24 protein-coding genes are annotated in these 25,547 nt (G+C 44.2%); 20 read left to right on the top strand and 4 right to left on the bottom strand.

Annotated features, from left to right (window positions below):
* Window positions 1-2: 2 nt before the first annotated feature.
* Window positions 3-254 (bottom strand): hypothetical protein, encoded by a 252-nt coding sequence (locus AB3N61_RS19015; RefSeq protein WP_412758419.1) that lies wholly within the window; start codon window positions 252-254, stop codon window positions 3-5.
* Here AB3N61_RS19015 and infB point away from each other — a divergent pair.
* The 7 genes from infB to dut are packed head-to-tail and all read left to right on the top strand — an operon-like array spanning window position 145 to window position 8,477.
* On the top strand, window positions 145-3,045 hold the full coding sequence (gene infB / locus AB3N61_RS11220) for a translation initiation factor IF-2 (RefSeq protein WP_412758412.1): 2,901 nt from the start codon (window positions 145-147) through the stop codon (window positions 3,043-3,045). The genes AB3N61_RS19015 and infB overlap by 110 nt on opposite strands.
* A 7-nt stretch (window positions 3,046-3,052) precedes the next feature.
* Window positions 3,053-3,406 carry a 30S ribosome-binding factor RbfA gene (rbfA, locus tag AB3N61_RS11215; protein WP_020770775.1) on the top strand — a complete coding sequence of 118 codons (354 nt, stop codon included), beginning with the start codon at window positions 3,053-3,055 and terminating at the stop codon, window positions 3,404-3,406.
* Between the two features lie 34 nt (window positions 3,407-3,440).
* Entirely contained in the window at window positions 3,441-4,289 is an 849-nt protein-coding gene (truB, locus tag AB3N61_RS11210) for a tRNA pseudouridine(55) synthase TruB (protein WP_367899090.1), read from the top strand.
* A 51-nt stretch (window positions 4,290-4,340) separates the two neighbouring features.
* Window positions 4,341-4,607, top strand: a complete 267-nt coding sequence (rpsO, locus tag AB3N61_RS11205; protein WP_020770754.1) for a 30S ribosomal protein S15 — start codon at window positions 4,341-4,343, stop codon at window positions 4,605-4,607.
* A gap of 11 nt (window positions 4,608-4,618) precedes the next feature.
* On the top strand, window positions 4,619-6,706 hold the full coding sequence (gene pnp, locus AB3N61_RS11200; protein WP_020770709.1) for a polyribonucleotide nucleotidyltransferase: 2,088 nt from the start codon (window positions 4,619-4,621) through the stop codon (window positions 6,704-6,706).
* A gap of 42 nt (window positions 6,707-6,748) precedes the next feature.
* On the top strand, window positions 6,749-8,041 hold the full coding sequence (locus tag AB3N61_RS11195; protein WP_020770621.1) for a M16 family metallopeptidase: 1,293 nt from the start codon (window positions 6,749-6,751) through the stop codon (window positions 8,039-8,041).
* Between the two features lies 1 nt (window position 8,042).
* The gene (gene dut, locus AB3N61_RS11190; protein ID WP_367897601.1) at window positions 8,043-8,477 is read left to right on the top strand and encodes a dUTP diphosphatase; all 435 of its coding nucleotides are present in this window, start codon (window positions 8,043-8,045) and stop codon (window positions 8,475-8,477) included.
* Between the two features lie 204 nt (window positions 8,478-8,681).
* Here dut and AB3N61_RS11185 read toward each other — a convergent pair whose 3' ends face one another.
* Together AB3N61_RS11185 and AB3N61_RS11180 are read right to left on the bottom strand one after the other, a co-directional pair.
* Window positions 8,682-9,101 carry a type II toxin-antitoxin system VapC family toxin gene (locus tag AB3N61_RS11185; RefSeq protein WP_020770784.1) on the bottom strand — a complete coding sequence of 140 codons (420 nt, stop codon included), beginning with the start codon at window positions 9,099-9,101 and terminating at the stop codon, window positions 8,682-8,684.
* Entirely contained in the window at window positions 9,095-9,334 is a 240-nt protein-coding gene (locus AB3N61_RS11180) for a type II toxin-antitoxin system Phd/YefM family antitoxin (protein ID WP_020770823.1), read from the bottom strand. The genes AB3N61_RS11185 and AB3N61_RS11180 overlap by 7 nt, the downstream gene beginning before the upstream one ends.
* Window positions 9,335-9,614: 280 nt before the next feature.
* Between AB3N61_RS11180 and AB3N61_RS11175 the strand changes: the two genes are divergently transcribed.
* From AB3N61_RS11175 to AB3N61_RS11115, 13 genes are all read left to right on the top strand, one after another.
* On the top strand, window positions 9,615-12,488 hold the full coding sequence (locus tag AB3N61_RS11175) for an FtsK/SpoIIIE family DNA translocase (protein WP_367897600.1): 2,874 nt from the start codon (window positions 9,615-9,617) through the stop codon (window positions 12,486-12,488).
* A 100-nt stretch (window positions 12,489-12,588) separates the two neighbouring features.
* Window positions 12,589-13,320, top strand: coding sequence for a LolA family protein (locus AB3N61_RS11170; RefSeq protein ID WP_020770625.1), 732 nt, complete (start codon window positions 12,589-12,591; stop codon window positions 13,318-13,320).
* Window positions 13,321-13,345: 25 nt separating this feature from the next.
* The gene (locus AB3N61_RS11165) at window positions 13,346-14,473 is read left to right on the top strand and encodes a helix-turn-helix domain-containing protein (protein WP_020770794.1); all 1,128 of its coding nucleotides are present in this window, start codon (window positions 13,346-13,348) and stop codon (window positions 14,471-14,473) included.
* A gap of 8 nt (window positions 14,474-14,481) precedes the next feature.
* The gene (gene rimO / locus AB3N61_RS11160) at window positions 14,482-15,807 is read left to right on the top strand and encodes a 30S ribosomal protein S12 methylthiotransferase RimO (protein WP_367897599.1); all 1,326 of its coding nucleotides are present in this window, start codon (window positions 14,482-14,484) and stop codon (window positions 15,805-15,807) included.
* Complete coding sequence (gene pgsA / locus AB3N61_RS11155; RefSeq protein WP_020770675.1) at window positions 15,804-16,538, top strand: CDP-diacylglycerol--glycerol-3-phosphate 3-phosphatidyltransferase; 735 nt, start codon at window positions 15,804-15,806, stop codon at window positions 16,536-16,538. The genes rimO and pgsA overlap by 4 nt, the downstream gene beginning before the upstream one ends.
* Window positions 16,528-17,538: an anthranilate phosphoribosyltransferase gene (trpD, locus tag AB3N61_RS11150; RefSeq protein WP_020770617.1), complete on the top strand. Its 1,011-nt coding sequence runs from the start codon at window positions 16,528-16,530 to the stop codon at window positions 17,536-17,538. Before pgsA ends, trpD begins: the two co-directional genes overlap by 11 nt.
* Before the next feature lie 54 nt (window positions 17,539-17,592).
* Window positions 17,593-17,931 carry a preprotein translocase subunit YajC gene (gene yajC / locus AB3N61_RS11145; RefSeq protein ID WP_020770750.1) on the top strand — a complete coding sequence of 113 codons (339 nt, stop codon included), beginning with the start codon at window positions 17,593-17,595 and terminating at the stop codon, window positions 17,929-17,931.
* 41 nt (window positions 17,932-17,972) lie between these two features.
* Entirely contained in the window at window positions 17,973-18,683 is a 711-nt protein-coding gene (locus AB3N61_RS11140; RefSeq protein WP_020770643.1) for an SRP-less Sec system protein, read from the top strand.
* Between the two features lie 10 nt (window positions 18,684-18,693).
* Window positions 18,694-20,637 carry a protein translocase subunit SecD gene (gene secD, locus AB3N61_RS11135; protein WP_367897598.1) on the top strand — a complete coding sequence of 648 codons (1,944 nt, stop codon included), beginning with the start codon at window positions 18,694-18,696 and terminating at the stop codon, window positions 20,635-20,637.
* A complete protein-coding gene (gene secF / locus AB3N61_RS11130; RefSeq protein ID WP_020770734.1) occupies window positions 20,630-21,568 on the top strand; it encodes a protein translocase subunit SecF in 939 nt (312 codons plus the stop codon). Before secD ends, secF begins: the two co-directional genes overlap by 8 nt.
* The gene (locus tag AB3N61_RS11125) at window positions 21,565-22,884 is read left to right on the top strand and encodes a bifunctional diaminohydroxyphosphoribosylaminopyrimidine deaminase/5-amino-6-(5-phosphoribosylamino)uracil reductase RibD (RefSeq protein ID WP_367897597.1); all 1,320 of its coding nucleotides are present in this window, start codon (window positions 21,565-21,567) and stop codon (window positions 22,882-22,884) included. The genes secF and AB3N61_RS11125 overlap by 4 nt, the downstream gene beginning before the upstream one ends.
* Complete coding sequence (locus tag AB3N61_RS11120) at window positions 22,869-23,474, top strand: riboflavin synthase (RefSeq protein ID WP_020770716.1); 606 nt, start codon at window positions 22,869-22,871, stop codon at window positions 23,472-23,474. The genes AB3N61_RS11125 and AB3N61_RS11120 overlap by 16 nt, the downstream gene beginning before the upstream one ends.
* Window positions 23,475-23,702: 228 nt before the next feature.
* On the top strand, window positions 23,703-24,908 hold the full coding sequence (locus AB3N61_RS11115; protein ID WP_020770886.1) for a bifunctional 3,4-dihydroxy-2-butanone-4-phosphate synthase/GTP cyclohydrolase II: 1,206 nt from the start codon (window positions 23,703-23,705) through the stop codon (window positions 24,906-24,908).
* Here AB3N61_RS11115 and pdxH read toward each other — a convergent pair.
* Complete coding sequence (gene pdxH / locus AB3N61_RS11110; RefSeq protein WP_020770805.1) at window positions 24,905-25,546, bottom strand: pyridoxamine 5'-phosphate oxidase; 642 nt, start codon at window positions 25,544-25,546, stop codon at window positions 24,905-24,907. The genes AB3N61_RS11115 and pdxH overlap by 4 nt on opposite strands.
* Window position 25,547: the final 1 nt, after the last annotated feature.

Raw genomic sequence — 25,547 nt, 5'->3', positions numbered from 1 at the left:
CATTATATGGAAGAAAAGAATAAATCAATCAAGGAAAAGCTCCAGGGTACTGCTTCTACCGACGCAAGTAAGAAGAAGAAGCTGGTTATCAAGAAGAAGCCGGATGAGAAGACACCTTCTGCCTCTGCAAAGAAAGAAGCTCCCATCGAACCGGCTTCGGGTAAACCGGCCGCTGCGGCTTCTTCCGGTCCAAGTGCCCCGAAATCTAATCCTAATCCTCCTAAAAAAGAACCTCTCTTTCCTGAACCAAGCACTCGACAAGAACCTCCGGTTCCAAGATCTGCTCCTCCGGAACATATATTAGGAGAAGGTAGAACTCCTTTTCAAAGAGAAGACAATAATATTATAGTATCTCGTCCGAACCAAAGACCGACTTATTCCAATCAGAACAGAGAGTCTGGAGAATCGAGCGGTAATTATCGAGGCAATCGCCCCGAAGGTGGCGGATACCAAAACCGAGAAGGCGGCGGCGGTGGATATCGCGGCGGCCAGGGTGGTGGTTACCAAGGTGGCCAGAATCGCGAAGGTGGTGGATACCAAAACCGAGAAGGCGGCGGCGGTGGATATCGTGGCGGCCAGGGTGGCGGTTATCAAGGTGGTCAGAATCGCGAAGGCGGTGGTGGTTATCGTGGAGGCCAAGGCGGCCAAGGTAGTGGATACCAAGGTGGTCAAGGCGGCGGCGGTTATCGTGGAGGCCAAGGCGGCCAAGGTAGTGGATACCAAGGTGGTCAAGGCGGCGGCGGTTATCGTGGAGGCCAGGGCGGCCAAGGTAGCGGATACCAAGGTGGTCAAGGCGGCGGCGGTTATCGTGGAGGCCAGGGCGGCCAAGGTAGTGGATACCAAGGTGGTCAAGGCGGCGGCGGTTATCGCGGGGGCCAGGGTGGTCAAGGCGGTGGTGGTTATCGTGGAGGCCAAGGCGGCCAAGGTAGCGGATACCAAGGTGGTCAAGGCGGTGGCGGTTATCGTGGAGGCCAAGGTGGTCAAGGCGGTGGTGGTTATCGCGGGGGCCAGGGTGGTCAAAGCGGTGGTGGTTATCGTGGAGGCCAAGGTGGTGGATTCCGTGGTGGTCCAGGCGGCCAGGGTGGCGGATTTAGAGGCGGTCCTGGTGCAGGAGCCCCACCTCCAGGTTTAGGACCTGTTGAGGGAGGAAGAGGAGTTCCTTCAGGCAAAAAACGTAATGATAAAGATAAAGGCGGAAGACCGGATGGACAGGACGGTTCTGAAAATTCTAAATTCTTCCGACAAACATTCAGAAAACCTAAAGTAAGCGGACCTACCGGCGTATCCGTACCGAAAGAGATAACTCTTTTGGAGAATGTCCAAGTAGGAGAACTGGCTAAGAAAATGAATCTTAAGCCGGGAGATGTTATCGGAAAACTCATGAAAATGGGTATGATGGTGACCATCAATAATATCATCGATGCCGAAACGGCTTCTATTCTCGCAGACGAATACGGTTGTAAGGTAAAAGTAGTTTCTCTATATGAAGAAACCCTAATCGACGAAGAAAAAGACAGCCCGGAAGATTATATCCATAGACCTCCGGTCGTTACCATCATGGGTCACGTTGACCATGGTAAGACCAAACTATTGGATACCATCCGTAAGTCTTCGGTCATCGATACCGAGTCGGGTGGAATTACACAACATATCGGCGCTTACCAGGTAAAAACTTCCAGAGGGGAAATCACCTTCTTGGATACTCCTGGTCACGAAGCGTTTACTTCTATGAGAGCAAGGGGAGCTAAGGTTACGGATATAGTAATCCTGGTAGTTGCTGCGGATGACGGAGTAATGCCCCAAACTTTGGAAGCATTATCTCATGCAAAAGATGCAAAAGTCCCTATCATAGTTGCGATCAATAAAGTGGATCTACCTACTGCAAATCCGGACAAGATCATGCAGGAACTGGCAAACCACGGACTCCAATCGGAAGAATGGGGCGGGGATACGATGTATTGTAAGATCTCCGCGAAGGAAAATATCGGGATCGATAAACTTTTAGAGTCAGTGCTTCTACAAGCGGAAGTTCTGGATCTGAAAGCTAACCCTAAACGTAGAGCTAAAGGTACAATCGTTGAAGCAAAACTGGATCCGGGCCGCGGAGCGGTTGCGACAGTTCTGATCCAAAACGGAACACTGAGAGTGGGAGATCCATTCGTAGCCGGGGTATTCTCCGGTAGGGTTCGCGCGATGTATGACGATTACGGTCATCTGATCAAGGAAGCAGGACCTGCTTTCCCAGTGCAGGTAACCGGACTTGACGGAGTGCCCGATGCGGGAGCACCTTTCGACTCCGTAGAAGACGAGAAAGAAGCGAGAAATATCTCTCAACACCGTATCGAATTCGAAAGGATCGGAAACGCAGGAGCTACAGGTTCCAAAGTCACACTGGAAAACATGAACGAGTTCATCAAACAGGGTGCATTAAAAGAACTGAAAGTTATCATCAAAGCGGACGTTCGCGGTTCCGCGGAAGCGATCAAGGAAGCTCTGGAAAAACTTTCCACTTCGGATGTAAAACTGAACGTAATTCAGTCCGGTGCGGGAGCTATCGTCGATATGGATGTGATGCTTGCATCTGCATCCAATGCGATCATCATAGGATTCCATGTTCGTGCGAATCCGAAAACGATCGCACTCGCCGAAAAAGAAGGCGTTCAGATCAAGTATTACAGCATCATCTACCAAGTTGTGGACGAGATCAAGATGGCGATGGAAGGACTTCTCGAACCGGAAAGGATCGAAGAAGTTATCGGAACCGCAGAGATCAGAGAAGTTTTCAAGGTTTCCAAGATCGGAAATATCGCGGGTTGTATGGTTACTTCCGGAAAGATCACGAAAGCTTCCGGTATCCGTGTGATCAGCGACGGAGTTCAAGTATTCGACGGAAAACTCAAGTCTCTTCGAAGATTCAAAGACGAAGTAAACGAAGTGGTGAACAATTTCGAATGTGGTATCCAGTTGGAGAACTACAACGACTTCAAAGTCGGCGATACGATCGAAGCTTATACTGTCACAGTAGTAAAACGGAAGCTGGAGTAGTGTTAGAGTGAATCCGATCCGTAAAAGGAAAATCGAAGCGGAGACGGTTCGAACCGTCGCCATGATGATCCTGGCCGGAAAAGTCAAGGACCCCAGGGTCCACATGGTTTCCGTTCATAGATCGGAACTCTCGGACGATTCCAAAAATCTGAAAGTATACGTTACGGCTATTTGCACGGACAAAAAGAAGGAAAAATTACTCGCCGGCTTAAATAGTGCCTCGGGTAAATTTGCCGCTACTCTTTCCACAAAACTCAATCTTAGAGTTACACCCAGGATGAGTTTTGTTTGGGACGAAGAATATATCCAAGGTTTAGATGAATCCCTCCGACTTACGAGAAAACCAACAAATCCGGACTGAATTCGGATTTCTTCTCTTGGATAAACCGGTTGGAATGACTTCTTCCGATCTGGTTTTAAAAGCCAAAAAGACTCTTGGACTAAGGAAAATAGGTCATACCGGAACCTTAGACAAGGCAGCCTCCGGTTTAATGGTACTACCTGTCGGAACTTCTACTAGCTTCTCCCAAGTATTTTTAGGGAAAGACAAAGAGTATGAGGCCGATGTGCAGTTCGGCTTTTCCACCGACTCTGGTGATCGAGAAGGTCTGGTAGTCGAGGATTGGGAAACTTCTAAGATCCAAAAATGGTACCAAGAATTCATGCCCAAGTTGGAAGAAATACTTTCCAAGGTTTGCAGTTGGGAAGAACAGATTGCACCCGAGGTTTCCGCACTTAAGGTTCAGGGACAGAGAAGGGCTAAATTGTTTAGAGAAGGAATTTCAGTTCCACCAAGCATTCGTAAGATCAAAATATTCGAATTCGAAGCGGGAGACTTTTGCCCGGAAGGTTTCAAATTGAGGGCCAGGGTTTCGGGCGGGACGTATATCCGAAAGCTTGTGATGGATATCGGAGAAGTAGCTGGGATCCCGATGTGCCTCAAATCCTTGAACCGAACCAAAGTGGGAAAACTGAAGTTAGAGCAAGCGGATACCTACGAAGCGTTATTGCTCGGGAAAGCGATCATCCACCCCCCGGAAGAGATCCTGGACATTCCCTCGGTTGAAATCCCAAGCACCGAAGTAAAAGACGTTTTTCATGGAAAAAAGATCAAATTGGACTGGATCCCGGCCCAGGAGTTCCTACTCACCTCTCCTGAGGGAGAGATTTTGGCATATTGCAGAAGGGAAGGTCTGCCTGGCAGCCTTTCCTATAAATATTTGAAGGTCTTTTCGAAAATTTAGCTTGGACAGGGGCCTAGGCCCCCGAAAATTGGCAACAGGTACAATCAAACTATGGTAACTACGGAACAAAAGCAGCAAATTATTTCCACATTTGCAAAAGGAAAGGGGGACACCGGTTCAACGGAAGTTCAAGTCGCCCTCCTAGATGCTCAAATTAAAGATCTGAACGAGCATTTTAAAACTCATAAGAAAGATTTTCATTCTAAAACAGGCCTTCTTAAATTAGTAAGCAAACGTAAAAAATTATTGGAATATCTAAAACGCCAAGATCTAGAACGTTACAAAAAGCTAATTGAAACTCTCGGACTCCGCAAGTAAGGGGTCCGTTCATGGCTAAAACTATTAATGGCCAATTTGGCCGTGATTCCATCACTCTCGAAACGGGAGATTGGGCGAAGCAAGCCCACGGGTCCGTCGTATATAAAACCGGAAATCTCGTTCTATTAGCAACCGTTTGTGCCGCCGATGAACCTAAAGAAGGACAAGACTTCTTTCCGCTAACGTGCGAATATTCCGAAAAAGTTTATTCTGTAGGTAGATTTCCTGGCGGGTATTTCAAAAGAGAAGCGAAACCTTATGAGCATGAGGTTTTAAATTCCAGGATCATCGATAGACCGATCCGTCCTCTTTTTCCGGAGGGATATTTCTGCGAAGTACAATTGCAGGTAACCGTTCTTTCCGCGGACAATGAAATTTCCACTGCAGGTCATGCGTTAAATGCAGCTTCCGCAGCATTAACGATCTCTAATATTCCTTTCAATGGTCCGATTGCAGGAGCCAGAGTAGGAAGAATTAACGGAGAACTCGTAATCAACCCAGGCAATAAGGAGATCCTGAATTCGGATCTGGATCTGGTAGTTGCAGGTACTAAAACCCATATCGTAATGATTGAAGGTGAGGCGAAGGAATTATCCAACTCCGAAATGTTGGAAGCATTAAAATTTGCCCACGAACATATCGTAAAATTCGTAGAGCTTCAGGAAACCTGGGCTGCACAACTGCAAGTAGTCAAAAAAGAAGTTAAACTTAAAGTTAAAGACGAAACTCTTTTAGGCGAAGTCCGTAAATACGCTTTCGATAAGATCTCCGCAGCAAATAAAACTGCCGACAAAGCTTCTCGCAATAAAGAGATCTCTAATGTAAACAAAGAAGTGGTTGAACACTTCAAAGAGACCGTAACCGAATCCGAAAAGATCAAGGACATCAAAAACTTCTTACATGAACTCGAATACGAGATCGTAAGAGAGCAGGTATTAAAAGAGGGAGTTCGTTTCGACGGAAGAAAGTTGGACGAGATCCGAAATATCAGCGTAGAAATGAGTCCTCTTCCCGGAGTTCACGGTTCTGCGGTATTTACCAGAGGGCAAACCCAATCCCTTGGAACTGTAACCTTAGGAACTGCGGCCGACAATCAACGTTACGAAACATTGGAAGGTCAAAAAGAAAAGAACTTCATGCTTCATTATAACTTTCCTGCATTCTCAGTGGGAGAAGTTAGAAGGTCTTCCGGGCCGGGGCGTAGAGAGATCGGTCACGGAAATCTGGCGGAAAGAGCGTTAAAACTCGTACTTCCTAAGCAAGATGATTTCCCTTACGTGATCAGAGTGGTTTCCGAAATTTTGGAATCCAATGGATCTTCTTCCATGGCTTCCGTATGCTCCGGATCATTGGCTCTTATGGCAGCAGGGGTTCCGATCAAGTCTGCTGTTTCCGGGATCGCAATGGGATTATTTTCGGACGAATCCGGAAGATTCGCTGTATTATCCGATATCGCAGGATTGGAAGACCATTTCGGCGATATGGACTGTAAGATTGCAGGCACCAGGAAAGGGATCACTGCATTCCAGATGGACTTAAAAGTAACGGGTGTTGCGTTTAACGTTTTAGAAGCGGTGTTTACTCAAGCGGAAAAAGCTCGTTTCCATATCTTGGATGTGATGGAAAAATCCATCTCCAAAGCTGCGGATACAGTCTCTCGCACAGCGCCGAGAATTATCGTAAAATATATACCGAAAGATCGTATCGGGGAACTGATCGGTCCAGGCGGTAAAAATATCCGCGGGATCATCGAAGCTTCCGGAGCGGATATCAATATAGACGATGATGGAAAAGTCACTATCGCGGGTGTCAACCAAGAGCAGGCTGAAAAAGCCGCAGGAATGGTCGAAGGATTCTTCGCAGAAGTGGAAGTAGGGAAAATTTACGAAGGCAAAGTAAAACGTATTACCGATTTCGGCGCCTTTGTGGAGATCCTACCGGGCAAAGAAGGACTTTGCCATATTTCCAAGCTGGATTCAAAGCGTGTGAATTCGGTTAAAGACATCGTGAAAGAAGGTGAGATCATCCGTGTCCGCGTGTTGAACGTGGATAAAACCGGAAAGATCGATCTTTCCAGAAGAGACGCTCTCGAAGTTTAAAAAACGAATTAGACCGGCGAATTTTTTTCGCCGGGTAGTACATTGGTTTTTCTAGAAGAAAAAAATCATAAAATAAAATTAGGGAACGGACTTACGGTTCTGTTCCAAAGAGCTCCTTATTCGGTAAGTGTGTCTATGGGAGTGTACGTAAAAGTAGGCTCCAGATCGGAAACTTTGGAAACCGCAGGTTACTGTCATTTCTTGGAACATATGCTTTTCAAAGACACGGAAAAGCGGACCGCAAAACAACAAGCGGAAGATTGGGAAAGAGTAGGCGCTTATTCCAACGCAGCCACTTCTAGAGAATACACTTACTTTCATGCAACCTTAGCTTCCAGAGATCTGGAATTAGGATTGGAATTACTTTCGGAGATGATGTTCCGTCCTTTGTTCAGGGACCAGGACATCCGCACCGAAGCGGAAGTTGTCTTGGAAGAAATGAAAGGTTATGAAGATTCTCCGGAAGACGCGATTCACGATTTCTATTATAATAATCTATTTTCGGGAAATTCTTTAGGAAGAGATATTATCGGGACGGAAACTTCTATCCGAGGAGTGACTCCTTCTAGTCTTCGGAAATTTTACGAGACCTATTATCATCCGGAAAATATGATACTTTCTCTTTCCGGAAATTACGAGCCCGAGTTCGTCTTCGATCTAGTCTCCAAATACTTCTCTCAATCCGTTAAAAAAGGAAAAGAAGGAACATTCGAAACTCCTAAAAAAGAGTTCGGATATTTTCGCAAAGGGAATAAGGAGACGGAACAAGCCTATTTCATTTTAGGCGGCGAAGGTTTTCCTCGAAATTTTCATGATGCGACAAGATTATCCCTTCTCACGCATGTTTTAGGCGGGGGAATGTCTTCTCGTTTATTCCAAAAAGTTCGGGAAGAAAAAGGACTTTGTTATCATATCACAAGTTATCCTTCTTCGTATCGTGATGTGGGGATCAATTCGATTGTTTGTTCCACTTCCAAAGAAAGGTTTGCGGAAAGTTTGGAACTGATCTTGGAAGAATTGAGGCTATTCGTGGATAAGGGCGTGACCTCCCAGGAATTGAAGGACGCAAAGACCAACCACGAAGGTAGTCTTTCTATCGGTTATGAACACACCGAAAGTAGAATGAACAATATCGCTTTCCAGGAATTATATTACGGAAAGTATAATTCCTTAGAAGACAGGATCAAAGAGATCCATTCCGTTACGGAAGAGGAAATTAATCAAACTGTCAGAAAAATATTCGCACTTCCTAAATTACATCTTTCCGTTTTGGCGAAACTAAAAGCGAAAGAAGAGCAAAAAATAAAATCCATTTTCGGATCCTACTCGTACTAATATGAAAATTCCGGTGAAAAAACTAAAAGAGAAGGCTCTTCTGCCGGAGATCAAAACTTCCGGTTCCGCAGGTTATGATATTGCAGCTTGTTTGGATTCCACTCTGGAGCTCCCGGCGGGGGAAGTCGTTTTAGTTCCTACCGGGCTTTCTTTCGCGATCCCGGACGGATTTCATTTTGAGATCAGGCCACGATCCGGATTTTCCACTAAGTTTAAGATCCTGATCCCGAATACTCCAGGTACGATCGACTCCGATTATAGAGGCGAATTGATGGTCCCTCTTTTAAATCTGGGAAAAGAGCCATATCTACTAGAAGATAAAACTAGGATTGCACAACTTTTGATCCGCCGTACCTGGCATACCGATTGGGAACTTGTAACTGAACTACCTGAATCCGAAAGAGGAGCAGGCGGCTTCGGTAGCACTGGGTTCTAAAACTTAGAAATGTCTGTTTCGCACAGAGACCACTGGGTTCACAGAGGGGAAAGTTTTTGGATACGTTAATTAAAGCCCTTCATATCTTAGCGCGAATCCAAATCTATTCTAATCTTATTTTACACGAAGCCGCAAAGAAGAAAAGATCCCGAATTTATTTTCCAAAAAACTCCGTGTTCTCTGTGCTCTCCGTGCGGACGTCTCTTATTTAAAAACTTCTATCTTTAATTTTTTAGCTACCGCAGAAACTTTTTCGTCAAGGGTCGCTAAACCAGCGCCTTTACGGATACAAAGTTCCAGATAAGAAGCATCGTAAGAAGAAAGTTCGTAGTTGACTGCCAACTCTTGGATATGTCGAAACACTTCGAAAGAAAGATTGATATCGAATTCGATCGGAAGCGATTCGAAAATCGAAACGATCTGTTTGCTTTGGGGACCTGTGAGTCTTTTTCTTCTTTTAGAAACTAGCAGTACGTTATTGAATTCGTACCACCAAAGGCTGGGAACCACCGCACGGACGGTCTTACCGATCGATTGTAAAAATTGATCGGCCTTGGGAGACTTTTCGTCCGGTAGAAAACTTGCGGCTGCTAAGGAACAATCTAATACCCAGAGTTTTACCATTTGCGGCCTTCGTTGATAAATTCTTTAATATTTACCTTCGAAGAAATGCTAGCTCTGATCTTTTTTAAAGTGTTAAGCCCCTCTTTGGGATCGAATTCGATCTCTTCCGAAAAGGGGACCAATTTTGCAATAGGTTTGCCTCTATGAGTGATCACAAAAACCTCTCCTGCTTGGACTTTTTTGAGTAATTCCGATAAATGGGTCTTCGCTTGGAAGGCGGAAACCGATTCCATGTTTACGTTCATCGTAAACACTAGTCTATTAACTGGTTGATTCGAATTTTCAACTAAAAAACAGAAACAAGACCGGAAAACTGATTCCGGATGAATCGAGAAAAATGTTTCGCACGGAGGCCACGGAGCGGGGTTATTTTGGGTTTTTGAACAAATCAAAGCTCTGTGTTCTTCGTGTGCTCTGTGCGAAATTCGTAGCTTTCTTTTTTGAGTATTTAGCTACTTTTTCACGGATTAAGTCTCTTTTCGGATTTTAATTTTCTGCCGATGCTTAGGGAGTATGGATAGAAAGGACCAAATAGTCGGACAAAATTTTGTGATTTGGGAAAAAGGAAGGGCCGCATTGCCGTATCTTCTTCTTTTTACAGGGATTTTTCTGACCCTTTCCTTGGGTTCTTTTACCATCGCTGAAAATGGGGTACAGGCCAATCTTTTTGGAAGGCTTGGTCATTACCTTTCCTGGGGATTTTTGTATCTATTCGGGAATGCATCCTTCGTTCCCGGGATCATGCTCATTCTTACGGGTGGGATCCTTCTCGCGAAACCTGCTCAGGATATTACGAACAAACTTCTTACGATTCCTTTATTCTTACTCGCAGTCGCGGTGAGCCTGAACGTTTTCGGAAATATTTCCACGGTTCCTTTTGCATCTAACGGTGGAGTGCTTGGCCAAGCATTAGCTGTTGCTCTGGAATATCTTCTCGGTTCAACGGGGAGACTTCTCATCCATTTTGTGGTCTATTTTTACGGCATTCTTGTGTATCTGAACGAATCTCCGGTCCATTTTTTAGGAAGGCTACTTGCACAAAGCGGTCGGGACTGGAAGGAGCAATGGCTTTCCGGTTATATGAGTGGAAGAACCAAAAAAGAAGAAGAAATCCAAAATTTCGAATCTACATTTCCGAAAACCAAAACTACAGATTGGTCCAAAGGATTATCCGGTATGATGGGTTCCATCAATTCATGGAAACAAACCGACTCTGAAATTTCGGAAGAGAATGTTCCTCCTTGGTTTCGCAGAGAGGTTTCGGGTCATTCTTCGGACAAGCAGAACTCTGTGAAAACTCCCGCAAATTTAGAATCGTATATTCAGAAAGTAAAAGGGAACTCTAAGGTCGCTTCCTTAAGAGAAGCTAACGTGCAATATAAAAATTCCGGTCTTCTCCAAGGCTTTTTTGAAGAAGATAGAAAAATTTTCCAATTTCAAAGCGCTTCCACTCGTCTGGTGGAGAAGGTGTACGGAGCTCCCGAAAGAAAAGAAGAAGTTCCTTCCGTTTCTAAAAAAGCCTGGGAGATCCTGGATCTTAGGAGTGAAACTTCTTCTCTTACTTCTTTCCATAAAGAGGAAGTTTTGTCTGTCGCTTCGGAGACAGAAGAGCTGGAAGAAGAAGTCCAGCCGTTCGTTTCTAACAAAGAAATTATAGAGGAAGTTTCCGCAGAAGAGGAAGACTTTCAAGAAGAAGGCGAGGAGTTTGAAGAATGGACCGAAGAGGAAGATTTTTCGGAAGAACTGGAAGACTCGGAAGAAGACGATGAGGAAGAAACGGAAGGATCCGACGAATTGCAAGAAATTGTGGAGGTCGAAAAGCCTGAGGCGATCGCCGTGCCGGAGGAGGTAGTCCCAAATACGTTACCTTCTCCTGTTGTTGGAACTCCCACAACGGCATTCGAAAAAAAATCGGAGAAACCAAAACAATCCGAACTTCCTTTTGCACCTGTTTCCATGGTACCGATATTCCGTTCTAAACGTTCCGTATATCATATTCCTTTAAACCGTTTGAAAAGTAATCCTACAAAAGTGCAGGATGCACTTTTTAAAGTGGAATCCGAAAAGGTGGCTTTCGAGATCGAGAATGCTCTGAAAGTGTACGGCTACGAAGCCAAAGTTGTGGGTTGGGAAAGAGGTCCGATCATCACTCGTTACGAACTCACTCCTCCTCCGGGTGTAAAACTGGGAAGGATCACTTCTTTGACGGACGAGCTTAGGATGTATCTTGCCGTTAAAAATATACGTATCGTTGCTCCTATCCCGGGCAAATCCACGATCGGTATAGAAGTTCCGAATAAACATAGAGAGGATGTCTTCCTTGGAGATATTTTACGTTCTTCTTTAGCTCCTAAACCTAAAAAGGACCTGAACATAGTTATCGGTAAGGATATCTCCGGTAAACTTGTCTCCATCGATCTGAATAAACTTCCTCACTTGCTGGTAGCGGGAACTACAGGTTCGGGTAAATCCGTTTGTTTGAATGCGATGATCGCTTCTCTGGTCTTAAATCTTTCTCCGGAAGAAGTCCGGTTTATCATGATAGACCCTAAGATGGTGGAACTTACTCTGTTCGAGGATATTCCTCATCTTCTTATGCCTGTGATCAAGGATGCCCGTAAGGCGACCAAATCCCTTTCTTGGGTGATCCAGGAGATGGAAGCACGTTATGAGGCCGTTTCCCAATTGAAATGTAGGGACTTCCGTTCTTATAACGAGAAGGTCGAAGAACATTATCACAAAGAAGGTTATAATAAAATGCCGTATCTCGTGGTGTTCATAGACGAGCTTGCGGATTTGATGATGGTATCCGGGAAAGATCTGGAAGATGCGATCACTCGTATCAGCCAGAAGTCCAGAGCGGTGGGGATCCACTTAGTGATGGCGACCCAAAGGCCTTCCGTGGATGTGATTACAGGTCTTATCAAGGCCAACTGTCCTGCCAGGATCGCATTCCATGTGGCCCAAAAAACGGACTCCAAGATCATCCTGGATATGAACGGAGCGGAATCCCTTTTAGGAAAAGGAGATATGTTGTACAAATCTCCTACTTCCGCGGACCTAGCAAGGATCCAGGCTCCGTTTATTTCGGAAGAAGAGATCGAGAAGATCGTGGAAGAGGCCAAAAAATACGGAGCTCCTACCTACGTAGAATTCGATCTGGAAGAAGAAACCGAATCGGAATCCGGCGAAGAGATGGACGAGGAGCTATTCGACAAGGCCTGGGAAATCGTAAGAACGGATAGAAAAGCAAGTGCAAGCTATTTGCAAAGACGTTTGAAAATCGGCTATAATCGGGCGGCTCGGATCATGGAATTAATGGAAGAACGGGGATATGTTTCTCCGATCCTGGGATCTAAGGGACGGGAAATTTTAAGGTCCGCTTAAAAATTGACCGGTTTAGGAATTTCCAGGCCGGGAAAAGAAACCAAGTGACAGGGGGGCGGATACCCGCCACCCTGGAAAAAAATCCCTGCATTATTCGAGAATGAAAGATAACAGAAGCAATCGTTCTATATTTATCGCCCTCGGCCTTGTCGTTTTATTCGGCAGCTTCTCCCTAGGCGCTCAGTCCTCCGCGAAACACCATTGGAATTCCCCATCGGAAGTGGTTAAAAAAGTCAGAAAAACTTTTTCGGACCTGAAATCCTATAAGGCCGATTTCGTGATCCAAACGGAAGCGAACAAAAAGGTAGTCACTAAAAAAGGTATCTGCTATTATAAGAAGGGCGGAAAGATCAAATACGAATTTTCGGATCCTGCCGGAGACGAGATCGTTTCCGACGGCAAAACTCTTTGGATCTTTATAAAAAGATTGAATGCTGCCGGTAAACAGGACCTTACATTAAATAAATCTAATAAATCCGGTCCTATCTTTTCGCCAATGACGGAAGAGGGGCTTTCCAGGATTTTCAGAAAATATCATTATAAATTCGAATCCATAGAACAACCTCAGATTTCTCCTAAGGACAATCGCCAATATTTCGTTTTGGCTTTGGAGCAAAGAGAAAAGATCGGCGGATACGAAACAATGACTCTTTACGTGGATGCCCAGACTTCTTTTATAAAAAAAGCGGTGGCAAGCGACGGAAGAGGTAAGACCACAACCGTGGAATTTTTCGGAGTAGATCCGAATGCGGATATCGAGGACGGGGTATTTAATTTCCGTCCGGATGGTAATTCTAAAATCGTAAATAACCCCTTGGTTTCGGAAGAATAAATCTTCCTAGGAAAGGAGAGCGAAATTGAATCAGAAACGAGTAGGGCAAATCCTTAGAGAGGCTAGGGAAGAAAAAAAGCTCACTGTAAAGGACGTATCCAAGGATACGAATATTTCCGTTAAATACATTCTCGCGTTGGAAACAGAGGACTATGCTCAGTTTCCGGGAGAAACTTTTACCATCGGTTTTCTAAAGAACTATGGTAGTTACTTGAAGTTAGACACGGGGATGCTGATCAATTTATACAGAGGGGAAAAGATCGAAGAGTCGCAAGCTCCCTTGGAAGAATTAACCAAACCTACTTCTAATTTTTATTATGATCTAAATTTCGATAAGAACAAACTGATCACCGCTATCTCGGTCCTGATGGTGGCAATTGCCGCGGTTTTACTTTATACGTTTATCGACGGATCTTCTTCGGATGACGAGATTACGGAAGAAAGTAGAAGAAAGTTGGAGATCCCCGAAAATATAGATTTTATCAATCGTTCCGTTCCGGAAACGAGACCGGAAAGTTTTATCTTAACTGCGAACCAAGGTGTGAGCTTTAGCGCTTCCAACCAACAATGTAAACTTTTCATTTCCTCCGTGGAACAAGGATCCGATACGAATACTGCCGTTCTTGCCTTCAATGTGTATCCTGAATTGACTGTTTATAAATTCAGATTATCCGAAGGACAGGAAAAAGTCCTTAGCTATTCTATTCCGGAAATTTCTTCCTTACGCAGAAGTATCCGTATTTCCGCTCAAAGTGTGACCGGAAGTTCCGCAAAAGTCCTAGTTTCCTTAAGTGAAGAAGAGAGACAAGGAACGACCGTTCAGCCCAACCCTCAGGGGGAGGATTCCACAAAAACTTTGGGTGATGTTCCGATCCAAGTCACATTATTTTTCTCTAAACCAAGTTATGCAGAGTTCATCATCGACGGTCAGATGGGATTTAGAGGCCTTGTTCAAGGTGGAGAGAACAAAGCCCTAGAAGCGAAAGATCGTCTTGAGATCAAGGTAGGAGACGGTTCCGCGGTGGAGATGATCCAAAACGGCAAACCGAAAGTTGTCTTAGGCCGTCCCGGAAAATTAGTGAAGAAAGTTTATATAAAAACGCCAAACCCTTACGATAGCACACAGTTTATCATTAAGGAGTTGGGCGAGTAAGGCTTCGGTTGGATAAAAAGTTCTACATCACCACTCTTGGATGTCCCAAAAATACCGTGGACTCCATGAGCATGCACCATTCTCTTTTGGAGGAGGGTTTTCTTCCGGCTACAAAACCGGAAGAGTCCGACTTCCATCTGATCAATACCTGTACTTTTATTCGCTCGGCAACGGAAGAAACCATCCAAACAATTTTGGGCGCTGCCCAAGCTAAAAAACAAGAAGGCCAGAAACTGGTCGTTGTAGGATGTTTTGCGGAAAGATATCCGAAGGATATCTCCGCAGAAATTCCGGAAGTGGATCTGGTTTTCGGGACCGGAAAATATTCCCAAGCCGGAAAGATCATCAAAGAAGCTTTCCGCCGAGAAATCTCTTCTCCTGCAAAAACCGAATTTAATTCGGATATCGTTGAGAGAATGAAACTTTCTCCCGAGATAGAAAATTACTCCAAACCTTACGCTTATGTAAAAGTTTCCGACGGATGTAATAGAGGTTGTGCATTCTGTATCATTCCTTCTCTTCGTGGAAAATTCGTGGATTCTCCTTTGGCTGATATCATCCAAGATACCAAAAGAGCAATCGCGGCAGGAGCAAAAGAGATTTGTCTTGTTTCTCAAGATACTGTCTATTACGGAAAGGACTCGGACAAACTTCTGGAGATGATCAAAGCGGTCTCGGATATTGAGAACCTGGAAATATTAAGATTATTATATTTATATCCGGACAAGAAGACGGAAAAGATCCTGAGGCTTATGGGAGAAACTCCAAAGATCGCTCCTTATCTGGAATCCCCTCTCCAACATGTTTCCGAAAGAGTATTAAAAAACATGAATAGAAGCGGTGGATATTCCCAATTCAGGGATCTGTATTCTCTTGCAAGAGAAGTGAGACCGGACTTGGAGATCAGAACTTCTTTCATTTTAGGTTTTCCTGGAGAGACCGGAGAAGATGTGGATGAGATCTTACGTTTTGTGGAAGAAACTCGCCCGGAAAAACTGAATTTATTCTCTTATTCTCCCCAAGAAGGAACCAAAGGTGCGGATCTAACCCAAACGGTTTCCGATAAAGAGAAGGCCAAAAGGATCAATCTGATCCGAGACGCTCATCTGAAAATCCTGCAAGAGATCCATGAATCTAGGATCGGAAAAACGTATACTGCGATCGTGGATGGACTCGAAGGAAACACCACAATCGTCAGACGTTTACAAGACGCTCCCGAAATAGACGAAGTGGTGTATGTGGAAGATCCTTCCTTGAAGCCGGGAACGATCGGAAAAGTGAAAATCGAATCCTTCTACGAATACGACATGATGGGAACTTGGTTGGAATCTTGAATCCGAATATAAACTTACCCAACACTCTTACCGTACTAAGAGTCGCATCTCTTCCTTTTTTTATCTGGTTTTTGTACCAGAAGGAACAGGCGTATCATATTGCCGCTTTGGTCTTATTTTCTCTGGCATCGATCACCGATTTTATAGACGGTTATCTGGCCAGAAAATGGAAACAAGAGACCGAGTTCGGAAAGTTCCTGGATCCTCTTGCGGATAAGATCATTGTTGTAGGTTGTTTTACCACATTCATTTTTCTGCATGAACAAATCGAACTATGGATGGTTATCCTGATCATCGGAAGGGATATGCTTATTACCACTTTACGATATCTTGCGATCCGTTTGGGTAAATCCATCCGGACTACCATGCTTGGAAAGGTAAAAACCGCCTTCCAGATGGGAGCGATTATTCTGATCTTGATCTTCTTCATATTAGTTTCTTCGAATAAAAGAATACTGATCAACGAGGTCTATCAAAGCGGCAAACTTGCCGGTATGACCGTTTTTGGGATCGCTTCCGAAAACGCGGTTGCATTCGTGAAGGTTTGGAAGGAAAACGGTGCGCCCGGCTGGAACGAATTGGTTTTCGGATTGGGTGGATTTGTTCCGTATTTCGGAATGCTTTTGACCACTCTAATCACTGTACTTTCCGGAATACGTTATTTGATCTCGAACAGGGAAGTGATCCGTTACAGCTCTATACGGAGGGCATTCGGTAAAAATGGAAATTAGACAAGCTATCATCAAAGTCCTGGAAAAAAAGAATCTTACAGTTTCGGAAGCGGAAACTTCGATCAATTCCGTAATGAAGGGAGAAGTGTCGGAGATCCTTCTTGCATCCTTTTTGACCGCAATGAGAGCAAAGGGAGAAACCGTAGACGAACTCTTGGGTTTTTGTCTAGCGCTTCGCAGGAACGCGCTTAAACCGAAGACCGTTTTTCCTTTCGATATGCTGGACACTTGTGGGACAGGCGGAGACGGAAAAGGAACCGTGAATATTTCCACACTTTCTGCAATCACTCTTTCCTCTTTAGGGATCAAGGTGGCAAAACATGGAAATCGTTCCGTTTCTTCTCATACCGGTTCCAGCGATATACTCGGAAGATTAGGTTATAATACGGAGAAGACCCAAGAGGAAGTGGAGACCCACTTAGTAGAAAACGGATTTGCTTTTTTATTCGCTCCGATGTGGCATCCGTCCATGAAGTTTGCAGGTCCGGTCCGAAAAGAATTGGGGTTTCGGACCTTATTCAATATGATCGGGCCTTTAAGTAATCCATTCTCACCTCAATACCAGATTATTGGAGTGTACGAACCCGAATTGACGGAAACTTTTATCCGGGTTCTACAAGGTTTAGGTTTGAGAAGGGCCTTAGTATGTCATTCCCGAGACGGCTTGGACGAATTTTCCATTTTCGAAAAAACGGACTATACTCTATTGGAAGATGGAATTATCTCGCGAAAAGACTTTGATCCGAAAGATCTAGGCCTAAAAGATCTAAATCCTGCGGAAGTATTTACGAGCGGCCCGGACCAAGCGGAGTCCTTGGCTCGAAAAATCCTAGCCGGGGAGAAGATTGCCGGCACTCATGCGGTCGCCTTAAATGCGGGAGCAGGGCTTTTTACCTTGGGGAAGGCCCCATCTATCCTAGATGGATACAAAATTGCACTAGAACAGTTGGCTTCCGGAAAAACGGGCGCCTTCTTTCAAAATTTAATTACCAAGGGATAATAAAGGAAAATACTGGTCTCAAAAAGGACCAAAAAAGGAAGCACAGGTTTCAACATGCTTAGCAATTTTCAAAATGTATTCTTATTAGCCCAAGCGGATCCGGCAGGAGCTCAGGGAGGTGGATTTAATACTCTATTATTTATCCCGATCCTATTTATCATCCTGTATTTTATCGTGATTCGTCCTCAAAGAAACGAGGAAAAGAAAAGAAAGGCGATGATCGAGGGTCTACAAAAAGGGGACGTGGTTATCACTTCTTCCGGGATTCATGGCAAGGTCGTGGAATTTAAGGATAATAACGAGTCAGTGGTTTTGGCAATCGCGAAAGACACCAATGTTACCTTCAATTCCAGCACGATTTTAAGGAAGAAGGAAAAAGAGAAAGAGGCGTAATTTCCGTCTTTCCGATAGTATCAGTATAACCGGTGCGTATCATGAATAAGATCCTATGCTTCCTTCTTTCCATCTCTTTGGCCTTTCCGATTTTCGGACAGGACGGAGAAGAAATCGATTTTTTGGATAAGGTTTCCGAACCTAAGAAGACAACCACTTCTTCCAAAAAAACTCCTCTTGCAAAAGCTTCTAGAAAGAAAAAAGTAAAGAAGAATGCAGGCAAAAAGAAGAAGGCTGTAGAGTCCAAAGAGACCGAGCAGAAAGAATCCGAGCCTAAGAAAAAAGTAGATCCGGAAATCGCACCGGAAGATCCGACTCAGGGAAAAAATTCCGGGGATCCCAACGGACCGAACGAGACCACCGAGAGAAATTTAAACAAAGAAGTTTCTAATCCGGAAGTTTCCGCGGAGATCCAAAAGCCGTACTGGCTCAATGAAGAAACAACTTTAAGTCCGAGAAATCTTCCGGGATATAACGCAAACGTTTCTTCTTTACCTAAGGAAGATATTTCTATCCGTGAGAAGCTGGGAGAGATCCTAAAACTCGGAGACGATAAGAAAAAAGAAGAAGAGAAAAAAAAGGCTGCGGAACAAAAAGAGCAGGGAGCTATAGCCGGATTTTTCTCGGAACATAAAAAAGCGATCATCATCATCGCCATTATACTTGCTTTTGCTTTATACCAATTCAGAGCCAAAGGCGCACGCGTCACTCGGCGTTCCCCGGTGACCATCAACAAAGTGAGAAGAGACTAGGAGTCCGAATTTGAAATCTGTCCAATGGATTTTCGTTCCAATATTGGTAGTGGCAGCGTCATTGACGCTTCTTTACCCGAACTTCGCCGAAAGGGAGTTGGAACTAGCAGTAAGAAAAGAATTTAAACAATTACCGGAAAATACCCGCAAAGAATTACTTTCCAATTTTGCGGAAAGATGGAAAGCCGATTATAACCCGCAAGGCGCATGGCAGATCGAGCCTGATTCAAGCGTATTTCCGGAGCAGGATTATTATTTAGTCAAAGGAAGATTTATCACTTCCGCAAAGATCAACCAGCTTTCCCAGGAAAACCAAGAATTGATCTTAGAACCTAAGAACAAACTTAGGCCTACTTGGGTAGAAGAATATATTTTCGGCGGAAGACCGCTTGCGATCCGTTTAGGATTGGATTTACAAGGTGGAATGAGAGTCGTTCTGAAAGGTGATTTCGACGATTATACTTCCAAATTAAAAGATTCTTATTCGAAAGAGATCGAAGAACTTACTCGTAAAAAAGACGATCCTGGTCTTTCCGAAAAAGAAAGAAAAGAAGCTCAGGACAAACTGCAGGAGATTGAAAGTTATTTCGAATTAACTCCTAGCAGAAAACTGGCAGAGTTGGAAAAAGCAAAACTGATCATAGACAATCGGTTAACCAACCAAAACCTGACCGAACCTCAGGTGCGTATCCAAAAGGACCAAGATTCAATCGAGGTTTCTTTACCGGGAGTAAGCAACTCTTCTCAGATCTTAGACATTATCCGAAACACTGAAACCGTAGAATACCGATTGAGAGAGCCTTCCGATCCTAATAATCCGAATTCCAGAGGTACGTACCACGATGCCATTGAGTTTGAAGAAATGAAACTCATGAGCCAGGGAAAAAGGGAAGAAACCGAGATCGTAAAATTCCAGAATATCGTAAAACAGAAACTAGGAAGAGACGAGCAGGACAGATTCCTGGTAGCTATGGAGAAGAAGTATAATATTCCTGAAAAATATAAACTGTACGTAAAATGGTCCAGAGCGAATAATCCTAAGGCATCCCTTCTTCCTAGAGAATTTGTGGTTTTGGAAAGAGCGATTTCCCTAGACGGAAAGGACATGAGAAATGCTCGAGAGAGTTACGACCAGAACAGACTTTCGTATTACGTTTCCTTCTCCTTAACTTCTCAAGGTGCGGAAAAGTTTTTTGATATCACTTCTAAAAACGTAGGAAGACAACTTGCGATCGTTTGGGGGGACAAGGTCATTTCAGATCCTGTAATTCGTAGTCCGATCGCTGGCGGTAACGCTCAGATAGACGGAGAATTCGGACAAAAAGAAGCCACGGATCTCGCAAATGTGATCAGTGAGGGAGCGCTTCCGATCCCATTAAACGTTTTAGAGATGAGATTTATCGGTCCTACCTTAGGGATCGAATCCATCGAAGTAGGATTAAAAGCGGTCCTTTTAGGATTTGCTCTTGTGATCGTGTTCATGCTGGTCATCTACAGATTGTCCGGTTTGGTTGCGGATATCGCGCTTCTTGTGAACGTTATCATACTTATGGCTCTACTTTCACTGATGGGATTCACTTTGACCTTGCCCGGTTTTGCAGGGATCATCCTAACTGTGGGTATGGCGGTGGACGCGAACGTGATTATTTATGAAAGGATCAAAGAAGAATTGGCATCCGGAAAACATGTTTCGGCCGCGGTTGCCCAAGGTTTTGAGAACGCTTTCTGGACGATCATGGACAGTAACGTAACCACTTTGATCTCCGGGATCTTGATGATCAAACTAGGGAACGGACCGATCAAAGGATTTGCGATCACTCTTTGCTGGGGTATCGTAACCTCTTTGTTCACATCCTTGTTCTTGAGTAGAATGATCATGGATTTATTAGTAAACAAATTCGGAGTTCGTAATCTCCGGATCGGATTCAGAACTTTGGAGTCCAAAAATGTTTGATTTTATAAAATATAAATACGTATCCATTACTTTCTCTGCTATTCTGATGATAGTCGGATTCGGAGTTACTTTCGGAAAATACGGCGGATTCGCTACTTCTTTGGATTTTGACGGCGGTTTAAGAGCCGTTGTAGAGTTTCCTGAAAATGTGGAACGTAAAAATTTGGAGGAGTATTTCTCCTCAAAAAAATTGGAAGCTGTTTTGGTCCTAATGGATAAGGAAAAGAACGATTACCAGATCGATATTGGCCTTGGTTCCGTAGATCAGATCAAAGAACTTTATAACGAAAGAAAAGGGAAAGACAGTATAGAAGCAAAACAAGCATCCGCGATCGATGCTTTGATCGGACTTTTACAAGAAGACTTTAAATTAGAAAAAAAGAAAATCCTCTCCGCGAATCAAGTCGGTTCCGTAGTAGGAGCCGAGTTGACTTCCACAGGGGTTTCTCTATTAAGTTTAACTCTTTTCTTTATCATGTTGTATTTGAGTTTCCGTTTCCAATTCAAGTTTGCCTTGGGTGCGATTTTGGCTCTCATTCACGACTTAGTGATTACGATCGCGTTTATCGGATTTTTCCAGATCAAACCTAGCGTTCCTATCATTGCGGCGCTTCTTACCTTATTAGGTTATTCGATCAATGATACGATCGTGGTATTCGATAGGATCCGCGAAAATGCCGGAAATTTGAGAGATACTTTCTCCCGAGTGATCAATATTTCGATTAACCAAACTCTTGCGAGGACCTTTAATACTTCCGTGGCTACATTGATCTCCGTGGTTGCGATTATCATCGGGGGAGCTGTGGAGTTGTATGACTTTGCTTATGTTCTTACCTTCGGGATCATCCTTGGAACATTCTCCTCGGTGTTTATCGCAGCACCTCTCGTTGACATCTACGATTCGTTGTACAAGAGGTGGAAACGCTCTTGAACTCTTTCCTCCCGGAAAAAATTCGGGAGGAACTGATCCGTTATTCCTTTGTCTCCACCGGATATTCCAGTCCGAATCCTCCGGTGGCATGCGTTTTGGAGGATGCCAACACCGGAGAGATCTTAGCTTCCGCTTCCACACAAAAAACAGGACAGAATCACGCTGAAAGAGAAGCCTATCGTCTGTTTCGGGAAAAATTCCCAAACGGAAAAAAACCTTCTCATAATGCGTATGTGACCTTAGAACCCTGTTCTCATTACGGTAAAACCCCTCCTTGTATCGATCTATTCTTAGAAGAAAAACCGGTTCGTTTGGAATACGGATGGAAGGATCCGAATCCTTTGGTTTCTACCCATTCCGGTTTGAATAAACTCGCAGAAATAGGTATCCAAGTTTTCGAAAATCCTGAGTTAGCCGAAATTGCTTCCGGATTTTTATTCGGGTTTAAGTCTAGGATAGAAAGAAAAAGACCGGCTCTATTGCTAAAAACTTCTCTCAGCAAGGAAGGTTATTTCAGTTCAGGAGAAGGGCTCCGGGAGAAAATTTCCTCGCTTGAGTCGGATATATTTCTCTCTATGATCCGAGCTAAGGTGGATGCGATCTTGGTCGGGCCGAATACTGTAAAAGTGGATGAACCGGGTTTGGATTTTAGAATACCTTCTGCTTTACCGCAGCTCGCGCCGAAAATTTTGTATGGGCCCGAAAATTCCGGTATTCATCAAAATGTAAATACTAACCTAAATGCCGCTGCGGATCAAAGCTTCGGTAGGAACTCCTACAAAGGATTTTCCGGATTGGTCGCAGCGGTTTTGGAACATTCTACCGATCCGGATATTTTCCAGATCCATAAAGAAAAAGAGAAGGATTACCAACCTCTAAGAGTTTTCTTTTTGCCGGAACAAAATTCCGTCAGTGAAAATTTTTTAGAAAAACAAGATCGGATCAACGATAGAATTGGAAAGAAGAACGCCGCTTTCTTTATGGATGAGAAAAAAACGTACGATGCAAGTTTTGTCGGCAAGTTAGAAACCCTTTCCAAGTTTTCTTTGGAGAAGGTCGACTACTCGGATGTTTCCAGGATTTTTGAAGTTTTATATTTTTGGGAGATCAACACAGCGCTTGTAGAAGGGGGAAATTTTCTATACAGACTTTTTTCTCCCGCCCTTATCGATGATGATGCGATCTTAGAGATCCAATCGAATACTGTTTCTTTTCCAAAAGGAATCTTGCCGGAATGGACAGGGAAATTTTCCATGGAATGGAAGACCGAACTCGGTTCCGATCTTTGGGGGGTGGGAAGATGTTCACAGGACTGATAGAATGTACCGGAAGAATCGAATCCGTCCAAGACACAGGTGACGGTAAAATTTTTAAAGTAGCCACCGTTTGGAAAGATCCTGACCTAAAAAATGGGGATTCTATTTCGGTCAACGGAGCATGTCATACCGTAACTTCTTTCCAAGAGAATGGGAACAAATTCGAATTCTATTCTTCTTACAAAACTTTGGAACTTACCAATTTCGGAAGTTTTCAAGTCGGGACAAAGATCAATTTAGAAAGGTCAGTCCAACCCCATACAAGAATGGGAGGTCATTTCGTGACCGGCCATGTGGATTTAACGGGGACGATTCTACTTTCCGAGGAAAAAGATTCAGGCAATGTAAGAAGGTTTGTAATTTCTCACGATCCTTCATTCACCAAATATTTTGCGGTCCGTGGTAGTGTAACTGTGGACGGGATCTCTCTCACTATTGTGGATTCCAAGCCGGGAGAATTCGAATTAGTTTTAATCCCCGAAACTCTACATGTCACAAACGCCTCCGAAGCCTGGAAAGTCGGAGCCAAGGTAAACTTAGAAGTAGACCTGATTGCGAGATACTTAGAGCAACTCGGAAAATACAGCTAAGGGGTTCGCACGGAGAACACAGAGTGCACGGAGAGAAAGAGTTGTAGGAACTCCTACATCGAGAACTTTCCGATTTCCCCCTCAGTGACCTCTGTGCGAAATTAGAGGGTCGGAAGTTTATTCCCCGACAGGTATTCTTGGTTCGATTTACCAACTATCAGTCTCACTTTTCCGAGTTGGCCCGGATTTATCATGGAAAAAAAACAGTCCAAGAGATGAGGTGGAATCATGATCGGCTCCATTGAACAGGCAATCGAAGATATAAAAGCGGGGAAGATGATCATTCTCGTTGATTCCGAAGATAGGGAAAACGAGGGGGATCTGGTTTGTGCCGCCCAATTCACCGACAAAGAAAAGGTGAATTTTATGGCCACCTACGGACGGGGGCTCATCTGTTTTCCGATGGAGGGGGACAGACTCAGGCAACTCGGCCTGAACAGAATGGTGGACGACCTAAGTTTAGGTGACAAACACGGGACTGCATTTACCGTTTCCGTCGATGCAAAACACGGGACTACTACCGGGATTTCCGCCCAGGATAGAGCTACTACCATCCAAGTCCTGATTGATCCGAATACTACTCCGGGCGACCTGATGAAACCCGGTCATTTATTTCCTTTACAGGCCGTTTCCGGAGGAGTGCTCAGAAGAGCGGGTCATACCGAGGCTTCGGTGGATCTGTCAAAACTTGCGGGACTTTATCCTGCCGCGGTGATTTGCGAGATTATGAACGATGACGGAACCATGTCTCGTCTTCCTGATCTGGAAAAATTCGCAGAGAAACACGGACTAAATATTTACACCATCGAGGATCTGATCCGTTACAGAAGGAAAAAGGAAAATTTAATCCATCTGGAAGTGGAGACAACTCTTCCTACCGAGTATGGGGATTTTTCCGTCAGAGCATATTCTACCATCATAGACGATAAGGTCCATGTTGCATTAGTAAAAGGTAAAATTGATAAAGACGAACCTGTAATGGTCCGTGTACATTCCGAGTGTTTTACCGGGGATATTTTTGGAAGCGGACGTTGCGATTGTGGACCTCAGCTCCATTCCGCTCTATCTATGATCGCTCAGGAAGGGAAGGGGATCCTTCTTTATATGAGACAAGAGGGTAGAGGGATCGGTCTTATCAATAAGCTCAAGGCTTATAATATGCAGGACCAAGGTTTGGATACTGTAGAGGCAAACGAGAAATTGGGGTTTGCTCCCGATCTCCGAGAATACGGAGTGGGCGCTCAGATCTTGAAAGACATTGGTGTCGGTAAGATGAAACTTCTAACCAACAATCCTCGTAAGATCGTGGGTTTGGAAGGTTACGGTCTGGAAGTTACGGATCGTATCCCTATCGAGATCAAACCTACGGGGAATAATCACCATTATTTATTCACTAAAAAAATGAGAATGGGGCATCTACTCGGACTAAACTAAGGTTGTAGTCTGGTTTTTGTCCAAGCGGCGCCTACTTTTCGGAATAAGACCCGATCATGTAGGCGACTTCTTCGCCCTTGCCAAAATTCCATTTCAGAAGCTTCCAATATATATCCCCCCCAGTTTTCAGGCAGGGGAACTGTTTTTCCTTCGTATTTTAGTTTTAGTTCTTCATAATGTTTATCTAAAATAGATCTGTCATCTATCGGATCGCTTTGAGAAGAAGCAAGTGCGCCGATTTGGCTTGCGAAAGGTCTAGAGTGGAAATATTCTTCCGAATTTTGCCTGGAAACCTTGGAGATTTTTCCTCTGATACGGACCTGTCTTTCTAATTCAGCCCAGAAAAAAACAAGGCAAGCATTGGGATTAAAATCCAATTCTTTTCCTTTGGCGCTAGCATAATTGGTATAAAACTGGAAGCCCTCTTTTTCGATCCCTTTGAGTAGAACGATCCTTGCATCGGGCATTCCGTCTTTTCGGACAGTCGCTAAAGTCATTGCGGTCGGCTCTCTGACTTCGGAACGGACCGCTTGGTCGAACCAAGTTTTAAAAAAATCGATGGGAGAATCTGCTATATCTTTTTCGTCCAGAGAAGCTTTGCTATATTCGTTTCGAATATCGGAGATCTTATTTTGCATA

This window comes from Leptospira sp. WS58.C1, from assembly GCF_040833995.1.
Taxonomy (GTDB): domain Bacteria; phylum Spirochaetota; class Leptospiria; order Leptospirales; family Leptospiraceae; genus Leptospira_B; species Leptospira_B cinconiae.
The sequence above is the reverse complement of the archived record's forward strand: the minus strand, read 5'-3'. Positions and strand labels throughout refer to the sequence as shown.

What these genes read in the sequence shown, in the direction of transcription:
- AB3N61_RS11185 (WP_020770784.1), bottom strand. Translation starts at nt 9,101, where the DNA reads ATGGTAAAACTCTGGGTATTAGATTGTTCCTTAGCAGCCGCAAGTTTT.
- pnp (WP_020770709.1), top strand. Translation starts at nt 4,619, where the DNA reads ATGGCTAAAACTATTAATGGCCAATTTGGCCGTGATTCCATCACTCTC.
- rpsO (WP_020770754.1), top strand. Translation starts at nt 4,341, where the DNA reads ATGGTAACTACGGAACAAAAGCAGCAAATTATTTCCACATTTGCAAAA.
- secF (WP_020770734.1), top strand. Translation starts at nt 20,630, where the DNA reads ATGTTTGATTTTATAAAATATAAATACGTATCCATTACTTTCTCTGCT.
- trpD (WP_020770617.1), top strand. Translation starts at nt 16,528, where the DNA reads ATGGAAATTAGACAAGCTATCATCAAAGTCCTGGAAAAAAAGAATCTT.
- AB3N61_RS11170 (WP_020770625.1), top strand. Translation starts at nt 12,589, where the DNA reads ATGAAAGATAACAGAAGCAATCGTTCTATATTTATCGCCCTCGGCCTT.
- pdxH (WP_020770805.1), bottom strand. Translation starts at nt 25,546, where the DNA reads ATGCAAAATAAGATCTCCGATATTCGAAACGAATATAGCAAAGCTTCT.
- dut (WP_367897601.1), top strand. Translation starts at nt 8,043, where the DNA reads ATGAAAATTCCGGTGAAAAAACTAAAAGAGAAGGCTCTTCTGCCGGAG.
- AB3N61_RS11120 (WP_020770716.1), top strand. Translation starts at nt 22,869, where the DNA reads ATGTTCACAGGACTGATAGAATGTACCGGAAGAATCGAATCCGTCCAA.
- AB3N61_RS11115 (WP_020770886.1), top strand. Translation starts at nt 23,703, where the DNA reads ATGATCGGCTCCATTGAACAGGCAATCGAAGATATAAAAGCGGGGAAG.
- AB3N61_RS11140 (WP_020770643.1), top strand. Translation starts at nt 17,973, where the DNA reads ATGAATAAGATCCTATGCTTCCTTCTTTCCATCTCTTTGGCCTTTCCG.
- truB (WP_367899090.1), top strand. Translation starts at nt 3,441, where the DNA reads ATGACTTCTTCCGATCTGGTTTTAAAAGCCAAAAAGACTCTTGGACTA.
- AB3N61_RS11180 (WP_020770823.1), bottom strand. Translation starts at nt 9,334, where the DNA reads ATGGAATCGGTTTCCGCCTTCCAAGCGAAGACCCATTTATCGGAATTA.
- AB3N61_RS11175 (WP_367897600.1), top strand. Translation starts at nt 9,615, where the DNA reads ATGGATAGAAAGGACCAAATAGTCGGACAAAATTTTGTGATTTGGGAA.
- yajC (WP_020770750.1), top strand. Translation starts at nt 17,593, where the DNA reads ATGCTTAGCAATTTTCAAAATGTATTCTTATTAGCCCAAGCGGATCCG.